Source organism: Thermus sp. H19.2 (assembly GCF_054979525.1).
This window is the reverse complement of the sequence record NZ_CM143429.1, coordinates 1,541,682-1,560,109: the sequence shown is the minus strand read 5'-3', so window position 1 is coordinate 1,560,109 and position 18,428 is coordinate 1,541,682. Positions and strand designations below refer to the sequence as shown.

The 18,428-nt window shown below is 65.5% G+C and carries 18 protein-coding genes; 10 read left to right on the top strand and 8 right to left on the bottom strand.

The window, feature by feature from the left end; genetic code table 11:
* Window positions 1-155: 155 nt before the first annotated feature.
* Genes ACY5J6_RS08475 through ACY5J6_RS08465 form a run of 3 tightly spaced genes read left to right on the top strand, consistent with a single transcriptional unit; the run spans window position 156 to window position 2,526 of the window.
* Complete coding sequence (locus tag ACY5J6_RS08475) at window positions 156-704, top strand: hypothetical protein (protein ID WP_462844544.1); 549 nt, start codon at window positions 156-158, stop codon at window positions 702-704.
* Window positions 701-1,558 carry an LptA/OstA family protein gene (locus ACY5J6_RS08470; RefSeq protein ID WP_054638566.1) on the top strand — a complete coding sequence of 286 codons (858 nt, stop codon included), beginning with the start codon at window positions 701-703 and terminating at the stop codon, window positions 1,556-1,558. Before ACY5J6_RS08475 ends, ACY5J6_RS08470 begins: the two co-directional genes overlap by 4 nt.
* A 32-nt stretch (window positions 1,559-1,590) precedes the next feature.
* A complete protein-coding gene (locus ACY5J6_RS08465; protein ID WP_462844543.1) occupies window positions 1,591-2,526 on the top strand; it encodes a hypothetical protein in 936 nt (311 codons plus the stop codon).
* Between the two features lie 162 nt (window positions 2,527-2,688).
* Here the strand turns inward: ACY5J6_RS08465 and ACY5J6_RS08460 are convergent, their stop codons facing one another.
* The 3 genes from ACY5J6_RS08460 to ACY5J6_RS08450 all read right to left on the bottom strand — a co-directional run bounded on the left by ACY5J6_RS08460 (window position 2,689) and on the right by ACY5J6_RS08450 (window position 5,922).
* Window positions 2,689-4,179, bottom strand: coding sequence for an ABC transporter ATP-binding protein (locus tag ACY5J6_RS08460; protein ID WP_462844542.1), 1,491 nt, complete (start codon window positions 4,177-4,179; stop codon window positions 2,689-2,691).
* Between the two features lie 58 nt (window positions 4,180-4,237).
* Window positions 4,238-5,362 (bottom strand): BMP family lipoprotein, encoded by a 1,125-nt coding sequence (locus tag ACY5J6_RS08455; RefSeq protein ID WP_462844541.1) that lies wholly within the window; start codon window positions 5,360-5,362, stop codon window positions 4,238-4,240.
* A gap of 92 nt (window positions 5,363-5,454) precedes the next feature.
* Entirely contained in the window at window positions 5,455-5,922 is a 468-nt protein-coding gene (locus ACY5J6_RS08450; protein ID WP_462844540.1) for a transposase, read from the bottom strand.
* A gap of 43 nt (window positions 5,923-5,965) precedes the next feature.
* On the opposite strand from ACY5J6_RS08450, the gene ACY5J6_RS08445 reads away from it, so the two are divergent.
* A protein-coding gene (locus ACY5J6_RS08445; RefSeq protein ID WP_462844539.1) for an IS3 family transposase occupies window positions 5,966-7,137 on the top strand; the annotation gives its coding sequence in 2 pieces (ribosomal slippage) (window positions 5,966-6,221 and window positions 6,221-7,137; 1,173 coding nt in all).
* Window positions 7,138-7,156: 19 nt separating this feature from the next.
* Here the strand turns inward: ACY5J6_RS08445 and ACY5J6_RS08440 are convergent.
* From ACY5J6_RS08440 to ACY5J6_RS08430, 3 genes are all read right to left on the bottom strand, one after another.
* Window positions 7,157-7,579 carry a thrombospondin type 3 repeat-containing protein gene (locus ACY5J6_RS08440; protein ID WP_462846512.1) on the bottom strand — a complete coding sequence of 141 codons (423 nt, stop codon included), beginning with the start codon at window positions 7,577-7,579 and terminating at the stop codon, window positions 7,157-7,159.
* Window positions 7,580-8,111: 532 nt separating this feature from the next.
* Window positions 8,112-8,333 (bottom strand): hypothetical protein, encoded by a 222-nt coding sequence (locus ACY5J6_RS08435; RefSeq protein WP_462844538.1) that lies wholly within the window; start codon window positions 8,331-8,333, stop codon window positions 8,112-8,114.
* 708 nt (window positions 8,334-9,041) lie between these two features.
* A complete protein-coding gene (locus ACY5J6_RS08430) occupies window positions 9,042-10,331 on the bottom strand; it encodes a hypothetical protein (RefSeq protein WP_462844537.1) in 1,290 nt (429 codons plus the stop codon).
* Window positions 10,332-10,390: 59 nt separating this feature from the next.
* Between ACY5J6_RS08430 and ligA the strand changes: the two genes are divergently transcribed.
* Window positions 10,391-12,421: an NAD-dependent DNA ligase LigA gene (gene ligA, locus ACY5J6_RS08425; protein WP_462844536.1), complete on the top strand. Its 2,031-nt coding sequence runs from the start codon at window positions 10,391-10,393 to the stop codon at window positions 12,419-12,421.
* Between the two features lie 59 nt (window positions 12,422-12,480).
* Here the strand turns inward: ligA and thyX are convergent, their stop codons facing one another.
* Entirely contained in the window at window positions 12,481-13,299 is an 819-nt protein-coding gene (gene thyX / locus ACY5J6_RS08420; RefSeq protein WP_462844535.1) for an FAD-dependent thymidylate synthase, read from the bottom strand.
* A 192-nt stretch (window positions 13,300-13,491) separates the two neighbouring features.
* On the opposite strand from thyX, the gene trpB reads away from it, so the two are divergent.
* Window positions 13,492-14,709 carry a tryptophan synthase subunit beta gene (trpB, locus tag ACY5J6_RS08415; protein ID WP_462844534.1) on the top strand — a complete coding sequence of 406 codons (1,218 nt, stop codon included), beginning with the start codon at window positions 13,492-13,494 and terminating at the stop codon, window positions 14,707-14,709.
* Window positions 14,706-15,488 carry a tryptophan synthase subunit alpha gene (gene trpA, locus ACY5J6_RS08410; RefSeq protein WP_462844533.1) on the top strand — a complete coding sequence of 261 codons (783 nt, stop codon included), beginning with the start codon at window positions 14,706-14,708 and terminating at the stop codon, window positions 15,486-15,488. Before trpB ends, trpA begins: the two co-directional genes overlap by 4 nt.
* A 38-nt stretch (window positions 15,489-15,526) precedes the next feature.
* Here the strand turns inward: trpA and mqnC are convergent, their stop codons facing one another.
* Window positions 15,527-16,660 carry a cyclic dehypoxanthinyl futalosine synthase gene (gene mqnC / locus ACY5J6_RS08405; RefSeq protein ID WP_462844532.1) on the bottom strand — a complete coding sequence of 378 codons (1,134 nt, stop codon included), beginning with the start codon at window positions 16,658-16,660 and terminating at the stop codon, window positions 15,527-15,529.
* 60 nt (window positions 16,661-16,720) lie between these two features.
* Here mqnC and ACY5J6_RS08400 point away from each other — a divergent pair, with 60 nt between their 5' ends.
* From ACY5J6_RS08400 to rpiA, 3 genes are read left to right on the top strand one after another with little or no spacing between them, the layout of a single operon-like run.
* The gene (locus ACY5J6_RS08400; protein WP_462844531.1) at window positions 16,721-17,206 is read left to right on the top strand and encodes an adenosine diphosphatase; all 486 of its coding nucleotides are present in this window, start codon (window positions 16,721-16,723) and stop codon (window positions 17,204-17,206) included.
* Window positions 17,206-17,679: a thioredoxin-dependent thiol peroxidase gene (gene bcp / locus ACY5J6_RS08395; protein WP_462844530.1), complete on the top strand. Its 474-nt coding sequence runs from the start codon at window positions 17,206-17,208 to the stop codon at window positions 17,677-17,679. The genes ACY5J6_RS08400 and bcp overlap by 1 nt, the downstream gene beginning before the upstream one ends.
* Window positions 17,679-18,362, top strand: coding sequence for a ribose-5-phosphate isomerase RpiA (rpiA, locus tag ACY5J6_RS08390; protein WP_462844529.1), 684 nt, complete (start codon window positions 17,679-17,681; stop codon window positions 18,360-18,362). The genes bcp and rpiA overlap by 1 nt, the downstream gene beginning before the upstream one ends.
* Window positions 18,363-18,428: the final 66 nt, after the last annotated feature.

The following is an 18,428-nucleotide window of genomic DNA, read 5'->3' as shown; positions in this document are numbered from 1 at the left end:
CGCACCTCCGTTTCGCAACATGGGCGCCCGAACCAGGGGGGAAGGCTCTTTTGGGGCTCCCGCCGCGGCGAAGGCCGCGGTGGGGTACTTAGGCCCTGGCGGGGTGCTCCGAAGGGGAATCATCTTTCTCAAGGTGGCCTGGATAAGGTAGGGACGTGGGGCGCTGGTTTGCTCTCCTCCTGGCGGTGGCCCTGGCCCTTTTCCTCCTCCGCCCCCCTGAGGGACCGAGGGAAGAGGTGGGGGTGCGGCTTCAAGGGGTGGACTTCACCCTCTTCCCGGAGGAGGAGGGGGTGGAGTGGCGCTTCCTGGCGGAGGAGATGGTGGAGGAGGGAGGAGCTTTCCGCATCCGCGGGGGGCTTTCCGGGGCCCGGTACGTGGAGGGCAGGTTGGACCTGCGCCTTTTTGCCCCCGAGGTGGTGGTGGAGCCTGGGGACAACCTCCGCCTTCCCTACGCCCGGGTGGAGATCCTCCAGGGGTGCTACCGCCTGGAGCTTTCCGCCCCGGGCAAGGGGGAGGTGCTCATCCGGCAGAAGGAGGGGTTCCAGGCGCCGTGGGTGCGGATAGAGGCCCCCAACCTCCGGGGTGAGGCCTGGGCCTTTCGCTCGGACTTCGCCCTACAGAGGATGGAAGCGGCCCGTCCCCGTTTTTCCTTCCCCGCCGGGGGGAGTTTTGGGCCTTGCACCGTGGAAGGAGGACGTTCATGAGGAGATGGGGATGGCTTCTGGTTTTGGGGTTGGCCTTGGCGGCGGCCAACGTGCGGGTGATCCAGGTGGAGGGCGGTCGGCTTTCCGGGGACCTGCGCTATGGCCCCTGGGTCTTCGAAGGGGGGGTTAAGGGGCGGGTCAAGGACCTCGCCATCGAGGCCCCTAGGGCCACCCTCACCGCCCCCAAGGGCAAGACCATGCAGGAGGCGGAAGGGGAGCGGGAGGCCCGGTTTGAGGGGGGCGTGGTGGTGCGCCGGGGCCGGGTGGAGGCCCGGGGGCCCCTCTTGATCTACCGGGAGAAGACGGGGGAAGGGGAGCTCCAGGGACCTGCCCGCATGCGCCAGGAACCCAAGCCGGGGGAGGACCCTGTGGAGGTGGAGGGGAGCCGCATGACCTTCCAGGTGGACACGGACACCTCCAGCAGCGAGAACGCCCTGTTGCGTAGTGGCCAGCAGGAGGGCCGGGCGGGCCTCGTCTACTACGAGGAGGAGCGAGGCCTTGCCGTCTTTTCCGACCCCAAGGAGGTGGTCCTCACCCGGAAGCGCAAGGACGGGGACCTGGTGATCCGGGCCAAGGAGGTGCGAAGCCTCACCGGCCCTAAAAAGCTCATCGCCACGGGCGGGGTACGGCTCCAGGACGGGGACTTGGTGACCACGGGGGAAAGCCTCTACTACGACGACACCACCGGGGAGGCCATCGTCCTTGGGAAGCCTGCGGTGAGCGAGAACAAGAAGGAAGGCTTCCGGCTTTCCGGCTCCAGCCTGCTTCACAACGTGAACCGCCACCAGGTCCGGGTCTACGGGAAGGCCTTCCGGCTTCCCCTGGAGGAGTTCCGCAAGCTTGGGGAGCGCTGATGCCCTCCAAATCCGGCAGAGCCAGGAGGGGTATGCGGGTGGCTGCCACGGGGTTTCTTCTCCTTGCCCCCCTCATAGCCCTTCTGGCCCTGGCGGAGGAGGCCTTCCGCCCCCAGGTGGAGCTTACCCGGAAGGACAAGAAGGTGGTGGCCTGGGTTTCAGGGGAGGAGGGAAGCCTTTTCTACGCCGACTATGGGGATCTTTACGTGGGGGAGCTTCGCGCCTTGGCTCCGGACCGGGTGGAGGTGGGGGATCGCGCCTTTTACCGGGACGAGGGGAGCGCGGTGGAGGAGGGGGTGGCCCCGGGGCAGCGGGTGGAGGTGGCCTACAACCGGGACCTGGAACGGGAGGGCCTTCCTTACCTCATGCGCCTGAGGCGGGCGGGAAAGGAGGGGGGAGAGCGGTACCTGCGCCTGGTGCTTGCCGATCCCCACGGGGTGGAGGTGCGTCTGGGGGAGGAGGTGGAGGCCCGGGGGCCCTTGGCGGTGGTGGAGCGGGGGGGGCAGGAGGAGCTTTTTCTCTCCGGGGGGGAGGCCCGTTTTTGGGAGGAGGAGGGGCGTCTGGAGCTCCGCCCGGGTCCCGGAGAGGTCTTTGTGGCCCAGGGGGCAGTGCGGGTCAAGGGAAGCCGCCTGCGTTACCGCAACGACACCGGGGAGGCGTTTTTGGAGGGGCCCCTCGAGGTGGAGCGCCAGGGGGAGAAGCCCCTAACTGGCAAGGCGGGAAGCCTTCGCTACCTCTTGGACGAGGACCGCCTCTGGCTGCTGGGCGGGGTGGTCTTCGCCCAGGGGGGGCGCACCAGCCGGGCGGAGAAGGCCCTCCTTCGGGAGAAGGAGGGCTACGCCTACCTCTACGGCGGGGTGGAAAGCCGGGACGAGAAGGGCTTTGTCCGGGGCGAGGCGGTGCGCTATGCCCTGAGGACCGGGGAGGTGGTGGTCCTTTCCCGGGTGGCGGGGGAGTTTCGGGAGTAATGCCACTCCATGGCCCAAGCCAGCATGGGGTGGTGTAAGGCCCCCCTAAGGGATGCCCGAACTATGTGCCCGCGCCTTGGTTTCGAAAACAAACTACCCGAAATAGGGCCAGGAGAAGGCCCTTTTGGGGCCCCCGCCGCGGCGAAAGCCGCGGTGGGGTACTTAGGCGGTGATGCCGGCCATGAGGAGGCCAAGCCGTTCCTCGGTGGCCTCCTCTGGGGAAAGCTCCCCCACGATCCTTCCCCCGTACATCACCAGGATGCGGTCGGAAAGGGCCAGGACCTCGGAGAGGTCGGCGGAGACCAGAAGCACCGCCATGCCTTGGTCCCGGGCCTCCACCAGCTGGCGGTGGATGAACTCAATGGCCCCCACGTCCACACCCCGGGTAGGCTGGGCGGCGATGAGGAGTCTGGGGCCCCTTAGAAGCTCCCTTCCCACCACGATCTTTTGCTGGTTGCCCCCCGAGAAGCGCCGGGCGGAGAGGACGGTGGAGCGGGGGCGGACGTCAAAGCGCTCCACCAGGCGCTGGGCGTGGGCCTCGAGGGCCCCCTCGTCCAGAAAGCCCAGGAACCCCCGGAAGGGCGGGCGGTGGTGGTCCCCTAAAACGGCGTTCTCCTTCACGGAGAAGTCCAGGACCAGGCCGCGGAGGAGGCGGTCCTCGGGGATGTGGCTCACCCCTAGCTCCCGCACCCCCCGGGCCATGGGGGGAAGGGGCCTTTGCAGGTAGCGGGCCACTCCCCTATGGCGGCGAAGACCCGCCAAGGCCTCCACCAGCTCGGTCTGGCCGTTCCCCTCCACCCCGGCGATGCCCACGATCTCCCCGGCCCTTACCTGGAAGCTCACCCCTCTGAGGCGGGGCGGGGCCTCGAGGCCCTCCACCTCCAGGACCACCTCTCCCGGCCTCGCCGGACCCTTCTCCACCTTTAGCACCACCTCCCGGCCCACCATCATCCGGGCCAGGGCCTCCAGGGAGGTCTCCCGCGTCCTGACCGTGCCCACCACCTTGCCGTCCCGGACCACGGTGACGCGGTCGGAGACCTCCAGCACCTCCTTGAGCTTATGGCTGATGAAGATGGCGGCGTTGCCCCTCGCCACGTAGCCCCGGAGGAAGCGGAAGAGCTCCTCGGCCTCCTGGGGGGTAAGGACGGCGGTGGGCTCGTCCAGGATGAGGATCCTGGCTTCCCGGTAGAGGGCCTTGAGGATCTCCACCCGCTGCTGCAGGCCCACGGGGAGGTTTTCCACCTTCTCGTCCAGGGGCACCTGGAAGCCCAGCTCCTCCATGAGGGCCGTGGCCTTCCTGCGGGCGGCTTCCAGGTCCAGAAAGAGGGGGCTTCCGGGCTCGAGGCCCAGGACCAGGTTCTCCAGCACGGTAAAGGGCTCCACCAGCATGAAGTGCTGGTGCACCATCCCGATCCCCGCCCTTATGGCGTCCAGGGGGCTTTTGGGCCGGTAGGGCCTCCCCTCCACCCACATCTCCCCCGAGTCGGGGGGCTGGAGGCCGTAGACGATCTTCATCAGGGTGGACTTGCCCGCCCCGTTCTCCCCCACCAGGGCCAGGACCTCGCCCCACTCCAGGTCCAAGGAGATGCGGTCGTTGGCCAGGACCAGGGGGAAGCGCTTGGTGATGTCCTTGAGGACCAGCGCCTTCGCCACGGGAGGAGTATACGAGAAAACCGGGGCCTTCTGGCCCCGGCTCTAGGCTCCTTGCCCCTTAGCGGGTTTCGGGCACCTTGATCTGGCCCTTGATGATCTGCTGCTTCAGGACCTCCAGCTTGCTCACCACGCCCGCAGGGATCAGGGCCTTGTTGTACTGGTCCAGGGCGTAGCCCACGCCGTTGTTGGCCAGGCCAAACTCCCGTACCCCACCCTTAAAGGCCTTCTGCACCACGCTCTTGATCACCTCGTAGGTGGCCACGTCCACCCGCTTCATCATGGAGGTGAGGCCGTGGTTCAGGGTGGCGGGGTTGTTGTCGGTGTCGCCCAGGTAGTTCTGGTTGGCGTCCACGCCGATGAAGAAGAGGGGCGTGGCCTTGGTGCCGTCGGTGCCGCAGGCCTTGGTGTAGTCGGCGTACTTGGGCACCTTGGCGTAGGGGTCGGCCTTGCGCACGAACTTGACGCTGCCCCCTTCCTTGAGGCACTTGGCCTGCTTCACGTAGTCGATGAGCCCCAGGCCCGAGCCGCCCGCGGCGGCGTAGATGATGTCCGCCCCCTGGCGCACCTGGGCCGCGGCGATCTCCTTGGCCTTGGCCGGGTCGTTCCAGGCGGCAGGGGTGTTCCCAACGTAGCCCACCAGCACCTTGCCCTGGATCTTGTCCTCCTTGAAGGCGTACTCGGCCCCGGCGCGGAAGCCCGCCTCAAACTTGTGGATGAGGGGGATGTCCATGCCCCCGATGAAGCCCACGATGCCGGTGCGGCTCATCTTCCCGGCGATGTAGCCCACCAGGAAGCTGCCCTCGTGCTCGCGGAAGACCAGGCCCACGGCGTTGGGGAGCTTCCCTTCTCCGGGCACGGCGTCGATGACGGCGAAGTTCACCTTGGGGAACTCCTTGGCCGTGGCGGTGATGGCGGGCTCGTTGGCGAAGCCCACCCCGATCACCAGGTCAAAGCCCTCCTCGGCGAAGGTGCGGATGCCCTGGCCCACCTGGGAGGGGTCGGCGGGCTCGAAGTCAAAGAGCTTGACCCCGAAGTCCTTGGCCGCCTTCTGCGCCCCTTCCCAGGCGGACTGGTTGAAGGAGCGGTCAAACTTGCCGCCGGCGTCAAAGGCGATCCCCACCCGCACCTGGGCCAGGCTCAGGCCTAGGGCCAGCACCGCGATAAGCGCCAACGCTCGTTTCATGTTCACCTCCGTGGCTACTCGCCGGGGCCTATTATACCGGGCTTGGGTAAACTCCCAACCCCCGACTTGTCAAGCACCCCACCTAGCCATCCCTAGGTACACCGGACTACCACCGCCCACGCCGCACGAGCCAGCCTATTGGCAACAGCAGTAATCGCGTGCTTCTTGGGCTTGCCGGACTGAAGCAAACGGGCTACCAGAGAAGCGTAGGGGTCCACACGACTAGCGTGAAGGGCCGCCATCCAGAAAGCCCCTCGAAGAGGAGCAGGACCCATGCGGGAAATGGTAGCCCGCTCAGGCAACTGACCCGACTGGTGCACCCTCGGAGTCAGCCCGGTATAAGCGGCATAGGCACGGGCAGAACGGAAGCGGCGAAGGTCCCCAGAATAGGCCAGGATGGTGAGGGCTATGGAAGAACCTATGCCGGGCAGGGTCTGAAGAGCCCGAAAGTGCCTCCACGCCTCGGGGTCAGTCTTGAGCAGAGAAAGGGCGATGCCCTCAACCTCCTCCCGAAGAGAAGCCAGAGCCTCGGGTGAAGTGCTGCCCCAAATTTGGACCACCCCAAGAGAGAGGCTAAGGGGTGTAGTCTGAAGGGGTAGCGAGATGCGCAGGTGGTCAGCGAAGGAAAAGGTAAAAATTGTGTTGGAGGTCTTGTCGGGTCAAAGGACCGTGGCCGAAGCCTGCCGGGCTTATGGGGTGGCGGAGTCCCTCCTTTACCGCTGGCAACGAGAAGACAAGATAGCTTCGCTGACCATGGAGAACGCCCACGCCGCCTTCACCTCCGGCTGCGCGGAGCAGGAGGCCCGTATCCGCGAGCTGGAGCGCCTGGCGGGCCAGCTGGCCCTGGAGGTGGAGGTCCTAAAAAAAGCCTCGGGGCTCTACCGGCAAAGGAAAGGCGGGAGCTGGTGAAGGCCCTCAAGGTACGGGCTACGCCCGTGACCAAGGGAGCCTACCCCCTCCGCCTGCTTTCCCGGGTCCTCGGGGTGCCCCGGAGCACCCTCTACTACCGGCCCCAGGACCCCCCTCCCGAGGAGAGGGCCCTCCGGGAACGCCTGCGGGCCCTGGCGGAGGCCTGGCCCCGGTACGGCTACCGGCGCCTCACCGCCCTCCTGCGGGGGGAAGGTTTCCAGGTGGGAAAGAAGCGGGTGTGCTCCCTGATGCGGGAGGAGGGTCTGCTTCTTGCTCGGAAGCCTCCCCCTCCCAGGACCACCTCCCCAGGGGGCCTTCTCCCGGAAGGGGTGAAGAACCTCCTGCCGGGACTCGCGGTGACCCGCCCGCACCAGGTGTGGGTGGCGGACCTGAGCTACGTGGTCCTGGGGGAGGGGGTGGCCTACCTGGCGGTGGTGATGGACCTCCACACCCGGAAGGTGCTGGGGGTGGCCCTGGGGCCCAGGCTTTCCCAGGGGCTGACCCTGGGAGCGCTGGAGATGGCCTTGAGGGAGGGGTGTCCGGAGGTGCACCATTCGGACCGGGGGGTGCAGTACACCTCCAGGGCGTATGTGGAGCGGCTTTTGGGGCTAGGGGTGCGGCTCAGTTACGCGGGGACGGGGAGGCCTTGGGAGAACGGGCACGCGGAGCGGTTGATCCGGACGATCAAAGAGGAGTGGGTGGCGTTACGGGAGTATAGGACCTTGCAAGAGGCACGGACCTCGGTGGAGCGGTTTGTCTTCCAGGTGTACAACCGTAAGCGTCCTCACTCGGCCTTGGATTACATGACGCCCGAGGCCTTTTCGGAGAGCCTGTTGAAAGGGGGTGGGAGTCCTGACTTAAACTGACGGGTAAGGTGGTCCAAATTTAGGGCCGCAGTACAGCATCATAGGGGTCAGTACCTACTTGAACTTCCTGCCAGTTAGGAAAGCCGTCTCCATCAGGGTCAGCACTAAGGTCAGGATACGCCTCAGGGTTATTGATTAGGTCAGGCCAGGGAACACCCCGTCTATTGGCCTCACGCCACTCCACAGGGTCAGGCCAACCGTCCCCATCAGTATCAATATCAGGGCGGGTAAAGGGGTTATCGGTCCACTGATTAGGGTTAGGGACAGGCTGAAGCTGAACGCCAGGGTAAGGGTTAGCGGGACTGCCTATAGGGTGAGCCTCAATGTAGGGAGCCACCACCTGGTCCCTCAAAGCCTGCCGAGCCTCGGGAGAAGATTGAAGTATCTCTTGGAGAGTACGACGCTTCGGGTAAATATCTATGCGGAAGCCATCAGAAAGCATCTGCAAGCGCCAATCATAAGCCGAAGGGTCAAAGTTAGAAAAACGATACGCAAACCAAACAGGCGCCTCTTGCAACCAGTACTGAGCTATAGAAGCAAGATTCTGACAACTAAAATCGGAGTAATACCGACCCCACTGATGAGCACAGTTTGGACAATACCAATACCCATCGACATAGTTACCCCGGAGCGAACACGAAAAGGAATTCGCAACATAACCTATGCGGTCCAACGGACGATAAAGGTCATCCAAGGGCGTGCCAGTCTGGGACCTCATCTCATTATAAAACCAGTCTAGGGCAGTATAGACCAGAGCAGCACCCAGAATAATGGTACCGCCCCAACGCACGTAGCGACCTACAGCGGCCTTCTTAGCAAACTGAGCATCGGACCAAGCTATAACCTCTTCAAGGGTACTCCCCTGAACTGCCCTCTTGATAGCGTCCTTGAAATGAGATTGAGCATATGAGGAGGGCCCTCCCACCCCCAGGAGGGCAAGCACCACTAGGAGCAGGAGGGCCCGAGGCATGGGACTACCCCTTCAGGTAACGCTTAGCGTAGCGCCACGCAGCCGCAACGCCGATGGTAGTGCCGAGCACCAGGACACCAGCACCCACAATAACACCCAGGTAGCTGAGAACCCTGGTGGCAATGGCACTAGCATCAAAGGAGATGTCGCCACCCTCAGCCTGAGCCAGAGCAAGAGCCAGGAGGGTAAGGCCAAAGGGCAGATACCGCCTAAGCACGAAACTCACCTCCTTTCTGGACCACCACGGGGCTCATGCCCCGATTGTCCCTAGAGTCGCCGGAGAATATTGCGGAGAAACGAGGCAACCAAACCGGCCCCAAGTCCCCACCAGAAGGCCTCGAAAACCTCACGGTAATCCACACATCACCCCCACAAATCACGCAGGCACCAGGGGGCGCAAAGGTGTAGAGAAGGCCGCACTTAGCGCACTGCCACATCAGAACCCCCGGTATAGATGGCCCATGTATTTCCAGGCCGCCAAGAGGGAGTAGGGGACCACGGTGAAACCGAGAACCCAACCAAACCACACTTCAGGACTCATTACCAATCACCGCCCAGGAGGAGCCCGCCTATCAGCCCGAGGGCAAAGGCAAGAGCCTTCAGAACCTCATGGAGATAGGCGGAGTCCAGAATCAAGACTGCTTCACCTCCTTACGAGCAGGAACAAGCTCAGAAATGAACTGAGCACCCACGACAACAGGGCGAACCTCATTAGCACGCCCACCAAACCCATTCGCCACAGGGATATCCACCTCGAGGCGGTACAACGCGGGCAAGACCTTGAAGGAGTCAACAACCTCAGGGAGAGCTTCAAGCTCCGCCGCCGCTAGACCCCGAGCGTTAGGGTTGCGGGGAGTAGAAGCAACCACCACCCGAGCACCCTTAGTGCCATCCTTCCGAGTGAACTCCGAGACACCAAGAACCAGGACTTGCCTCATGCCGGAACACCCCCGTACCTGTACGCATCAGGCATCAGACCGAACTTAGCCAACTTCCTAGCCTCAGCCTGCTTGTAAATCAACCAGCCATCCTCCACACCCAAGTGGCGGAAGAACGCCCGCCAGACGGCCTGAAAGGAAGCCGAAATGCCAGCTACAACCTTAGCCGTCATGAACGCGCCTAACGCTTGCTTAGCAAGCGCCACCACATCCACCGCGCCCAGCCGCTTTTCCCTCACTACAGGAGTCTCACCCCCTTCCTGAAAGGCTTCCTGAACGAGAACCCAAAGAGGGTCCACAGGAGCATCACGCATGCGGGTATAGCCGTGGTCCTTAGCCCGCAACACCAACCAGTACCGAGTCAGATAAGCCCAAATAGAGGGCACGGCCCACAGAAACGTGTCCCAATCCCGAACATCAGAACCATCACCAGGAACTACCATCTCCGAAAGGACTTCTGGGGTCATTTGGAACTCCACCCGCACAACCTCCCCAGTGATGGGACCATGAGCCTCCTCATACGCCTTCAGAAGTGTGGCCGTCAAAGGCTTGACCTTCGCCTCTAGGGTCTTGGAGTAGACCCGAGCCATGAGGGGACCACGACCGAAGGTAAAACCAGACCACTCACGACCACGCAGGTATACCGCCACCCGCTCAGGACCCTCCTCCCAGGAGGGAGGGACCCTCACCGAGGTAGCGGGGGGCGTGTTACTCATGGGCCCCCCTTCCTGGGCGGGGGCGGGGGCAGAGCCCGCCGCCTCCCCGCCCAGGGAGTAGAGACCGCGAACCCGAGCCCTAGACGTGAAGCGGTCCACATCCTCCACCCGGAAGGTACCGGGCTCCACCTCGACATCCACGAAGAGGTCAGCACGGGAGACCTGCACCCGCTCAGGGCGTGAGCCCGTCAGATTTTGCAGGGCCTCCAAGAGCCACGAGACCACAGCCTGAGCATCACGCCGGGCATACATCATGAAGCGCCCGGTGAACTCCACCCGCACCGCCGGGAAGCCACGCCGCTGAGTAGACTCCTTGACCGCCGAGAGGCTAATCAAGAGGGCGTTAGCCCCGAAGGAGAGTTGCCAGGGATAATGACGCGTGGGGCGGACCAAGCACGCCTCATACAGAACACCTTCCAACGCCGGGTTAGGAATGGGCAAATAAGCGTCAATACCCCAGAAGATGGCCTCTTCCGGGTTAAGCCTGAACTGATCCTTGAGCAAATCAAGCTTCTCGGAGAAGCCCTCGGGCAACTGATACGCACCCTCAGCCCAGTAAAAGTTAACCACCAGCGTATCTAGCCCATGCCCTAATACCCGGCTCATCAAAGGCATAGTAGTCTCAAGGCATGACCCTCGAGGAAGCCCGCAGGCGGGTGAACGAGCTTAGGGACCTCATCCGCTACCACAACTACCGCTACTACGTCCTGGATTCCCCGGAGATCTCCGACGCCGAGTACGACCGCCTCCTTAGGGAGCTCAAGGAGCTGGAGGAGCGTTTCCCCGAGCTAAGGAGCCCCGACTCCCCCACCCTTCAGGTGGGGGCAAAGCCCCTGGAGGCCACCTTCCGGGCCATCCGCCACCCCACCCGCATGTACTCCCTGGACAACGCCTTTTCCCTGGAGGAGGTCCGGGCCTTTGAGGAGCGGGTAGGGCGGGCCCTGGGGCGGGAGGGGCCTTTCGCCTACACGGTGGAGCACAAGGTGGACGGGCTTTCCGTGAACCTCTACTACGAGGAGGGCATCCTGGTCTGGGGGGCCACCCGGGGGGACGGGGAGGTGGGGGAGGAGGTGACCCAGAACCTCCTCACCATCCCCACCATTCCGAGAAGGCTCAAGGGGGTGCCGGAGCGCCTCGAGGTCCGGGGGGAGGTCTACATGCCCATAGAGGCTTTCCTCCGGCTCAACGAGGAGCTGGAGGAGCGGGGGGAGAAGATCTTCAAAAACCCCAGGAACGCGGCGGCGGGCTCTCTAAGGCAGAAGGACCCCTGCATCACCGCCAAGCGGGGCCTCAGGGCCACCTTCTACGCCCTGGGGCTCGGGCTAGAGGAGGTGGAGAGGGAAGGGGTCGCCACCCAGTTCGCCCTCCTTCACTGGCTCAAGGAGAAGGGCTTCCCCGTGGAGCACGGCTTTACCCGGGCCGTGGGGGCGGAAGGGGTGGAGGCGGTCTACCAGGACTGGCTCAAGAAGCGGCGGGCGCTTCCCTTTGAGGCGGACGGGGTGGTGGTGAAGCTGGACGAGCTTGCCCTTTGGCGGGAGCTCGGCTACACCGCCCGCGCCCCCCGCTTCGCCATCGCCTACAAGTTCCCCGCCGAGGAGAAGGAGACGAGGCTATTGGACGTGGTCTTCCAGGTGGGGCGCACCGGGCGGGTGACCCCCGTGGGGATCCTCGAGCCCGTCTTCATAGAGGGCAGCGAGGTTTCCCGGGTCACCCTGCACAACGAGAGCTACATAGAAGAGCTGGACATCCGCATCGGGGACTGGGTTTTGGTGCACAAGGCGGGCGGGGTCATCCCCGAGGTCATCCGGGTCCTCAAGGAGAGGCGCACGGGGGAGGAGAGGCCCGTGCGCTGGCCCGAGACCTGCCCCGAGTGCGGCCACCGCCTCCTCAAGGAGGGGAAGGTCCACCGTTGCCCCAACCCCCTGTGCCCCGCCAAGCGTTTTGAGGCCATCCGCCACTACGCCTCCCGCAAGGCCATGGACATCCAGGGCCTGGGGGAAAAGCTCATTGAGAAGCTTTTGGAGAAGGGGCTGGTCAAGGACGTGGCCGACCTCTACCGCTTGAGGAAGGAAGACTTGGTGGGCCTGGAACGCATGGGGGAAAAGAGCGCAGAGAACCTCCTCCGCCAGATAGAAGAGAGCAAGCGCCGGGGCCTGGAGCGCCTCCTCTACGCCTTGGGGCTTCCCGGTGTGGGAGAGGTCTTGGCCCGGAACCTGGCGGCCCGCTTCGGGAGCATGGACCGCCTCCTCGAGGCCAGCCTGGAGGAGCTTTTGGAGGTAGAGGAGGTGGGGGAGCTCACCGCCAGGGCCATCCTGGAGACCCTCGAGGACCCCGCCTTCCGCCACCTGGTGCGGAGGCTTAAGGAGGCGGGGGTGGAAATGGAGGCCAAGGAGAAGGGGAGCGAGGCCTTAAAGGGCCTCACCTTCGTGATCACCGGGGAGCTTTCCCGGCCCCGGGAAGAGGTGAAGGCCCTCCTCCGGCGCCTTGGGGCCAAGGTGACGGACTCCGTGAGCCGCAAGACGAGCTACCTCGTGGTGGGGGAAAACCCCGGGAGCAAGCTGGAGAAGGCCAAGGCCCTGGGGGTCCCCGTCCTCACGGAGGAGGAGCTTTACCGCCTCCTGGAGGCGCAAGCGGGGAAGAAGGTGGAGGAGCTCGTTTAGGCACCCCACCACGGCTTTCGCCGCGGTGGGGGCCCCAAAAAGGGGCTTCGGCGAAGGATTTACGCCAAAGGGGTATCCAAAGGCCCGAAGAGCTTTTCCAGAGCTTCTCTTAGGCGGCTTCCCCCAAGGCCCAAAGCGGCGAGGGCTTTCTCGTAGGTCTCGGGGGTGAGGAGGCCCCGGAGGGCCAAAACCTCGGTCCTGGAGAGGGAAGCCCCGTGGAGGACGTGCTCCTCAAAGGCGGCCCAGGCCAAGGGAACCCTGGCCTTGACGATCTCGGCGATGGCCTGGGCGTACTGGCGGATCTCCCATTGCGCCTCGGGGGAGAGGCGGAGCTTGAGGAAGTGGAAGAGGTTGTGCAGGTCCTGCTTCCAGTAGAACTCGGTGTAGAGGCTTAAGGGAAGGACCATCCGGGCCATCTCCCGGGCCACGCCCTTTTGCAGGAGGGCCTGGTAAGCGGCGTAGGCCTCTTCTTCCGCTTCCTTCGCCAAGGCCATGGCCTCCTCGTCCAAGAGGGTGCCTTCGGAGGCCTGCTTGTTCCTCCTCGCCTGCCTGCGGAAGGCCTTTGGCTCGTAGAACTCCTCCTTGAGGATGGAGTAGCGCCCCGAGATCTCGTTGACGCTTGCCGTGCGGTGGCGGAACCACTGCCGGGCCACGAAAAGGGGGGCCTTCACGTGGAACTTGAACTCCACCATCTCAAAGGGGCTCGTGTGGCGGTGGCGCATGAGGTAGTCGATGAGGGCGGCATCTTCCCGCACCGTCTTCGTCCCTTCCCCGTAGGACACCCGGGCCGCCTGCACGATGGCCTGGTCGCTTCCCATCACGTCCACCAGGCGGACGAACCCTTTGTCCAGGACGGGGATGACCCTTCCAGGCTCCATGCTTCCCAGTCTACTTGCCAGGCGCTCCTTTCCCTCTTACCCTTAGGGCATGCGGGCCAGAACCCCCTTCGCCTGCAAGCGGCGCCACGGGCGCTACCGAGCCTGGCCGCTTTCCCTGGGCTTGGCCCTGGCGGCCCTGAAGGCTTAGGATAAAAAGGCTTGCGGGCGCTTGGCGCCTTCTTCTGGAGGGATATGCTCACCTTACCCGATTTTCCTTTACCCAACGAGCGGGGCCGCTTTGGGCCCTACGGGGGGCGGTACGTGCCGGAGACCCTGATCCCGGCCCTGGAGGAGGTGGAGGCCGCCTACCGGGAGGCCAAGAAGGACCCCGCCTTTTTGGCGGAGCTGGACCACTACCTGAGGAACTTCGCCGGGAGGCCCACCCCCCTCTACCACGCCAAGCGGCTTTCCCAGCACTGGGGCGGGGCCCAGGTCTACCTCAAGCGGGAGGACCTCCTCCACACCGGGGCCCACAAGATCAACAACACCTTGGGGCAGGCCCTCCTGGCGAGGCGCATGGGCAAGCGGCGGGTCATCGCCGAAACGGGGGCGGGGCAGCACGGGGTGAGCGTGGCCACGGTGGCGGCCCTCTTCGGCATGGAGTGCGTGGTCTACATGGGGGAGGAGGACGTGAGGCGGCAGGCCCTGAACGTCTTCCGCATGAAGCTCCTGGGGGCCGAGGTGCGCCCCGTGGCCGCAGGAAGCCGCACCCTCAAGGACGCCACCAACGAGGCCATCCGGGACTGGATCACCCACGTGCGCACCACCTTCTACATCCTGGGCTCCGTGGTGGGCCCCCACCCCTACCCCATGATGGTCCGGGACTTCCAGAGCGTCATCGGGGAGGAGGTCAAGCGGCAGAGCCTGGAGCTTTTCGGCCGTCTGCCCGACGCCCTCATCGCCGCCGTGGGGGGGGGTTCCAACGCCATCGGCCTCTTCGCTCCCTTCGCCTACCTTCCTGAGGCGGAGCGGCCTCGGCTCATCGGGGTGGAGGCCGCCGGGGAGGGGCTTTCCACGGGAAGGCACGCCGCCAGCATCGGGGCGGGGAAACGGGGCGTTTTGCACGGGAGCTATATGTACCTCCTTTACGATCACGACGGCCAGATCACCCCGGCCCACTCCGTCTCTGCGGGGCTGGACTACCCTGGGGTGGGGCCGGAGCACAGCTACTACGCCGACACCGGCCTGGCCGAGTACGCCAGCGTGACCGACGAGGAGGCTTTGGAGGGCTTCAAGCTCCTGGCGCGGCTTGAGGGCATCATCCCCGCCTTGGAGTCGGCCCACGCCATCGCCCACGCCGCCAAGGTGGTGCCGGAGATGGGCAAGGACGAGGTGGTGGTCATCAACCTTTCTGGCCGGGGGGACAAGGACGTGACCGAGGCCATGCGCCTCCTCGGGGGGGAGCTATGACCACCCAAGAAGCCTTCGCCCGGGCCAAGGGGGAGGGCCGGGCCGCCCTCATCCCCTACCTCACCGCGGGCTTTCCCAGCCGGGAGGGCTTTTTGCAGGCGGTGGAGGAAGTCCTGCCCTATGCCGACCTTCTGGAGATCGGCCTGCCCTACTCCGACCCCCTGGGGGACGGCCCCGTGATCCAGCGGGCGAGCGAGGTGGCCCTGAGGAAGGGGATGAGCGTACAGGGGGCTTTGGAGCTCGTCCGGGAGGTGCGCGCCCTTACGGAAAAACCCCTTTTCCTCATGACCTACCTGAACCCCGTCCTGGCCTGGGGGCCGGAGCGCTTCTTTGGCCTCTTCAGGCAGGCGGGGGCCACGGGGGTGATCCTCCCCGACCTGCCCCCCGACGAGGATCCGGGCCTCGTGCGCCTCGCCCAGGAGATCGGCCTGGAGACGGTCTTCCTCCTCGCCCCCACCTCCACGGACGCCCGCATCGCCACCGTGGTCCGCCACGCCACGGGCTTCGTCTACGCCGTCTCCGTCACCGGGGTGACGGGGGAGCGGGAGAGGCTTCCTGAGGAGGTGAAGGACCTGGTGGGCCGCATCCGGGCCCAGACCCCTATCCCCGTTGCCGTGGGCTTTGGCGTGTCCAACCGGGCCACGGCGGAGCAGGCGGCGGTGGCCGACGGGGTGGTGGTGGGGAGCGCCTTGGTGCGGGCCCTCGAGGCGGGCCGCCCCTTGGGCCCCATCCTGGAGGAGATCCGGCAGGGCCTTTACCTGAAGGAGGCCACCCCCTAATGCCACCCCATGCTGGCTTGGGCCGGCATGGGGTGGCATTAGGCCAGGGGCAGCTCCACGGGATCGGGCTCGCGGAGGAGGGCCTCGGGGTCCGGGTAGCGGAGGATGCGGTAGAGAGGGTCCCTTTCCGCGGGCTTGAACCCGGCGTCCACGATGTGGCGCACGATCTGGCGCACCGTGGCGTGGGTGCGCCCGTGCCCCCCCGCCGCCGAGACCACGTTTTCCTCCAGCATGGTGCTCCCGAAGTCGTCGGCCCCGTAGTAGAGGGCCGTCTGGGCCACCTTGAAGCCCAGGGTGGGCCAGGAGGCCTGGAAGTGGGCGAAGTTGTCCAGGGCGAGGCGGGCGACGGCCAGGGTCTTCAGGTACTCGTGGGCCGTGGCCCCTGGGGCCTTGCCCTTGAGGCGGGTGTGCTCCACCTGGAGCGTCCAGAGGGCGAAGGCGGCGAAGCCGTTCCCGTAGCGTTCCAAAGCCCTATCCTGCTGGGCGCGGAGGCCCAGGAGGTGGGCGGTCCTTTCCCCCTTGCCCTCCCCGAAGCCGATGACCATGCTGGCCAGGGTGTAAAGCCCCAGGGCCTGGGCGGCGTCCACGATGCGGTACCAGTCCGCCGTCCGGATGCGGGCGGGAGCCGCCTTCAGGCGCACCTCGTCCACCAGGATCTCCGCCCCCGCTCCCGGCATCCCGTCCAGGCCCGCTTCCTTGAGCCTTTCCAGGATCGCCTCCGCCCTAAGGCCCGTGAGGCGTTCTAGGCCCAGGATCTCCTCGGGGCTAAAGGCGTCTATGCGCAGGTCGGGGAAGCGGCTTTTGAGGTAGCGGAGGAGGTCCAGGTACCACTCCAGGGGAAGCTCCGGGTTCACCCCGCCCTGCATGAGGATCCGCTTCCCCCCCACCCGGTAAAGCTCCTCCACTTTCTGCGCGATCTCCTCGTAGCCCAGGGTGTAGGCGTCCTTCTGCCGCTTGGTGCGGTAAAAGGCGCAGAAGGCGCAGGCCACGGTGCAGACGTTGGTGTAGTTGATGTTGCGGTCTATGAGAAAGGTCACCACCTCGGGGTCGGTTTTCTTGAGCCGCACCTCGTGGGCGGCGGCGGCGAGCTCGGGCAGGGGCAGGTCAAAGAGGCTCAAGACCTCGGCCTCGGAAAGCCTCTCCCCGGCCACGGCCTTCTCCAGGACGTCCATGGCCCCTATGCTACACCCAAGACCCCAAGGCCAGGGGTGGCCTTGGGTAAAATCGGAGGCATGGAGCTCAAGCTGGTTCCCATTGAGAAGCCCGAGAACCTGAACGTCATCCTGGGCCAGGCCCACTTCATCAAGACGGTGGAGGACCTGCACGAGGCCTTGGTGACGGCGGTGCCCGGCATCAAGTTCGGCCTCGCCTTCTCCGAGGCTAGCGGCAAGCGCCTCGTTCGCCGCTCGGGGACGGACCCCGAGCTGGTGGAGCTCGCCGTGAAGAACCTCCTCAACCTGGCCTCGGGCCACGCCTTTCTCATCGTCTTGGGCGAGGGCTTCTACCCCATCAACGTCCTCCACGCCGTGAAGGCCTGTCCCGAGGTGGTGCGCATCTTCGCCGCCACCGCCAACCCCCTTAAGGTGGTGGTGGCCGAGGAGGGAGAGCAGAGGGCCATCCTCGGGGTCATGGACGGCTTCACGCCCTTAGGCGTGGAGGACGAGGCCGAGGTGGCCTGGCGCAAGGACCTGCTTCGCCGTTTCGGTTACAAGCTATAATGCCCCCCATGGAAGGCACGCCCGCCCCGGATTTCGCCCTCCCCGACCAGGAGGGCAAGGTCCACCGCCTCTCCGATTACCGGGGGCGGTGGGTGGTCCTTTACTTCTACCCCAAGGACGACACCCCCGGGTGCACCAAGGAGGCTTGCGGTTTCCGGGACCACATGGGAAGCCTAAAGGCCCTGGGGGCGGTGGTCCTCGGGGTCTCGGCGGACGACGTGGAAAGCCACAAGCGCTTCGCCGAGAAGTACGGCCTGAACTTTCCCCTCCTCGCCGACCCCGAGCGGAAGGTCATCGGGGCCTACGGCGCCTGGGGCAAGAAGAAGCTTTACGGCAAGGAGGTGGAGGGGGTGCTCCGCCAGACCTTCCTCATTGACCCCGAGGGCCGCATCGCCAAGGTCTGGCGCAAGGTCTCCCCCGAGGGGCATGCCCTCGAGGTGGCGGAGGCCCTGGAGGCGCTTAGGGGGGCCTGATGGAGCGTCCCTTGGAGAGCTACAAGAAAGAGGCCGCCCACGCCGCCGTCGCCTACGTCCAGGAGGGGATGGTGGTGGGCCTGGGCACGGGTTCCACCGCCCGCTACGCCGTCCTCGAGCTCGCCCGGCGCCTTCGGGAGGGGGAGCTTAGGGGGGTGGTGGGGGTACCCACCTCCAGGGCCACGGAGGAGCTCGCCAAGCGGGAGGGCATCCCCCTGGTGGACCTTCCCCCCGAAGGGGTGGACCTGGCCATAGACGGGGCCGACGAGATCGCCCCGGGGCTCGCCCTCGTCAAGGGCATGGGCGGGGCCCTTCTCAGGGAGAAGATCGTGGAGGCCTCGGCCAAGGAGTTTTTGGTCATCGCCGACCACACCAAGAAGGTGCCCGTCCTGGGCCGGGGGCCGGTGCCGGTGGAGATCGTCCCCTTCGGCCACCGGGCGACCCTCAGGGCCATCGCCGATCTGGGGGGGGAGCCTGAGCTCCGCATGGACGGGGACGAGTTCTACTTCACCGATAACGGCCACCTCATCGCCGACTGCCGCTTCGGCCCCATCGGGGACCCTCTGGGCCTGCACCGGGCCCTCTTGGAGATCCCTGGGGTGGTGGAGACGGGGCTTTTCGTGGGGATGGCCACCCGGGCCCTGGTGGCGGGGCCTTTTGGGGTGGAGGAGCTTCTGCCGTAGAATGGGGGCCATGAAGGGCATGCCCCGGCCCTAGGGCGGGGAGGCTTCCCCGCCCGGGGCGCGTGC

Excerpts from the sequence above, each read along its gene's own strand:
- ACY5J6_RS08400 (WP_462844531.1), top strand. The coding sequence starts at position 16,721 with ATGGAGCTCAAGCTGGTTCCCATTGAGAAGCCCGAGAACCTGAACGTC.
- rpiA (WP_462844529.1), top strand. The coding sequence starts at position 17,679 with ATGGAGCGTCCCTTGGAGAGCTACAAGAAAGAGGCCGCCCACGCCGCC.
- trpB (WP_462844534.1), top strand. The coding sequence starts at position 13,492 with ATGCTCACCTTACCCGATTTTCCTTTACCCAACGAGCGGGGCCGCTTT.
- thyX (WP_462844535.1), bottom strand. The coding sequence starts at position 13,299 with ATGGAGCCTGGAAGGGTCATCCCCGTCCTGGACAAAGGGTTCGTCCGC.
- ACY5J6_RS08470 (WP_054638566.1), top strand. The coding sequence starts at position 701 with ATGAGGAGATGGGGATGGCTTCTGGTTTTGGGGTTGGCCTTGGCGGCG.
- mqnC (WP_462844532.1), bottom strand. The coding sequence starts at position 16,660 with ATGGACGTCCTGGAGAAGGCCGTGGCCGGGGAGAGGCTTTCCGAGGCC.
- bcp (WP_462844530.1), top strand. The coding sequence starts at position 17,206 with ATGCCCCCCATGGAAGGCACGCCCGCCCCGGATTTCGCCCTCCCCGAC.
- ligA (WP_462844536.1), top strand. The coding sequence starts at position 10,391 with ATGACCCTCGAGGAAGCCCGCAGGCGGGTGAACGAGCTTAGGGACCTC.
- ACY5J6_RS08455 (WP_462844541.1), bottom strand. The coding sequence starts at position 5,362 with ATGAAACGAGCGTTGGCGCTTATCGCGGTGCTGGCCCTAGGCCTGAGC.
- ACY5J6_RS08465 (WP_462844543.1), top strand. The coding sequence starts at position 1,591 with ATGCGGGTGGCTGCCACGGGGTTTCTTCTCCTTGCCCCCCTCATAGCC.
- trpA (WP_462844533.1), top strand. The coding sequence starts at position 14,706 with ATGACCACCCAAGAAGCCTTCGCCCGGGCCAAGGGGGAGGGCCGGGCC.
- ACY5J6_RS08440 (WP_462846512.1), bottom strand. The coding sequence starts at position 7,579 with ATGCTTTCTGATGGCTTCCGCATAGATATTTACCCGAAGCGTCGTACT.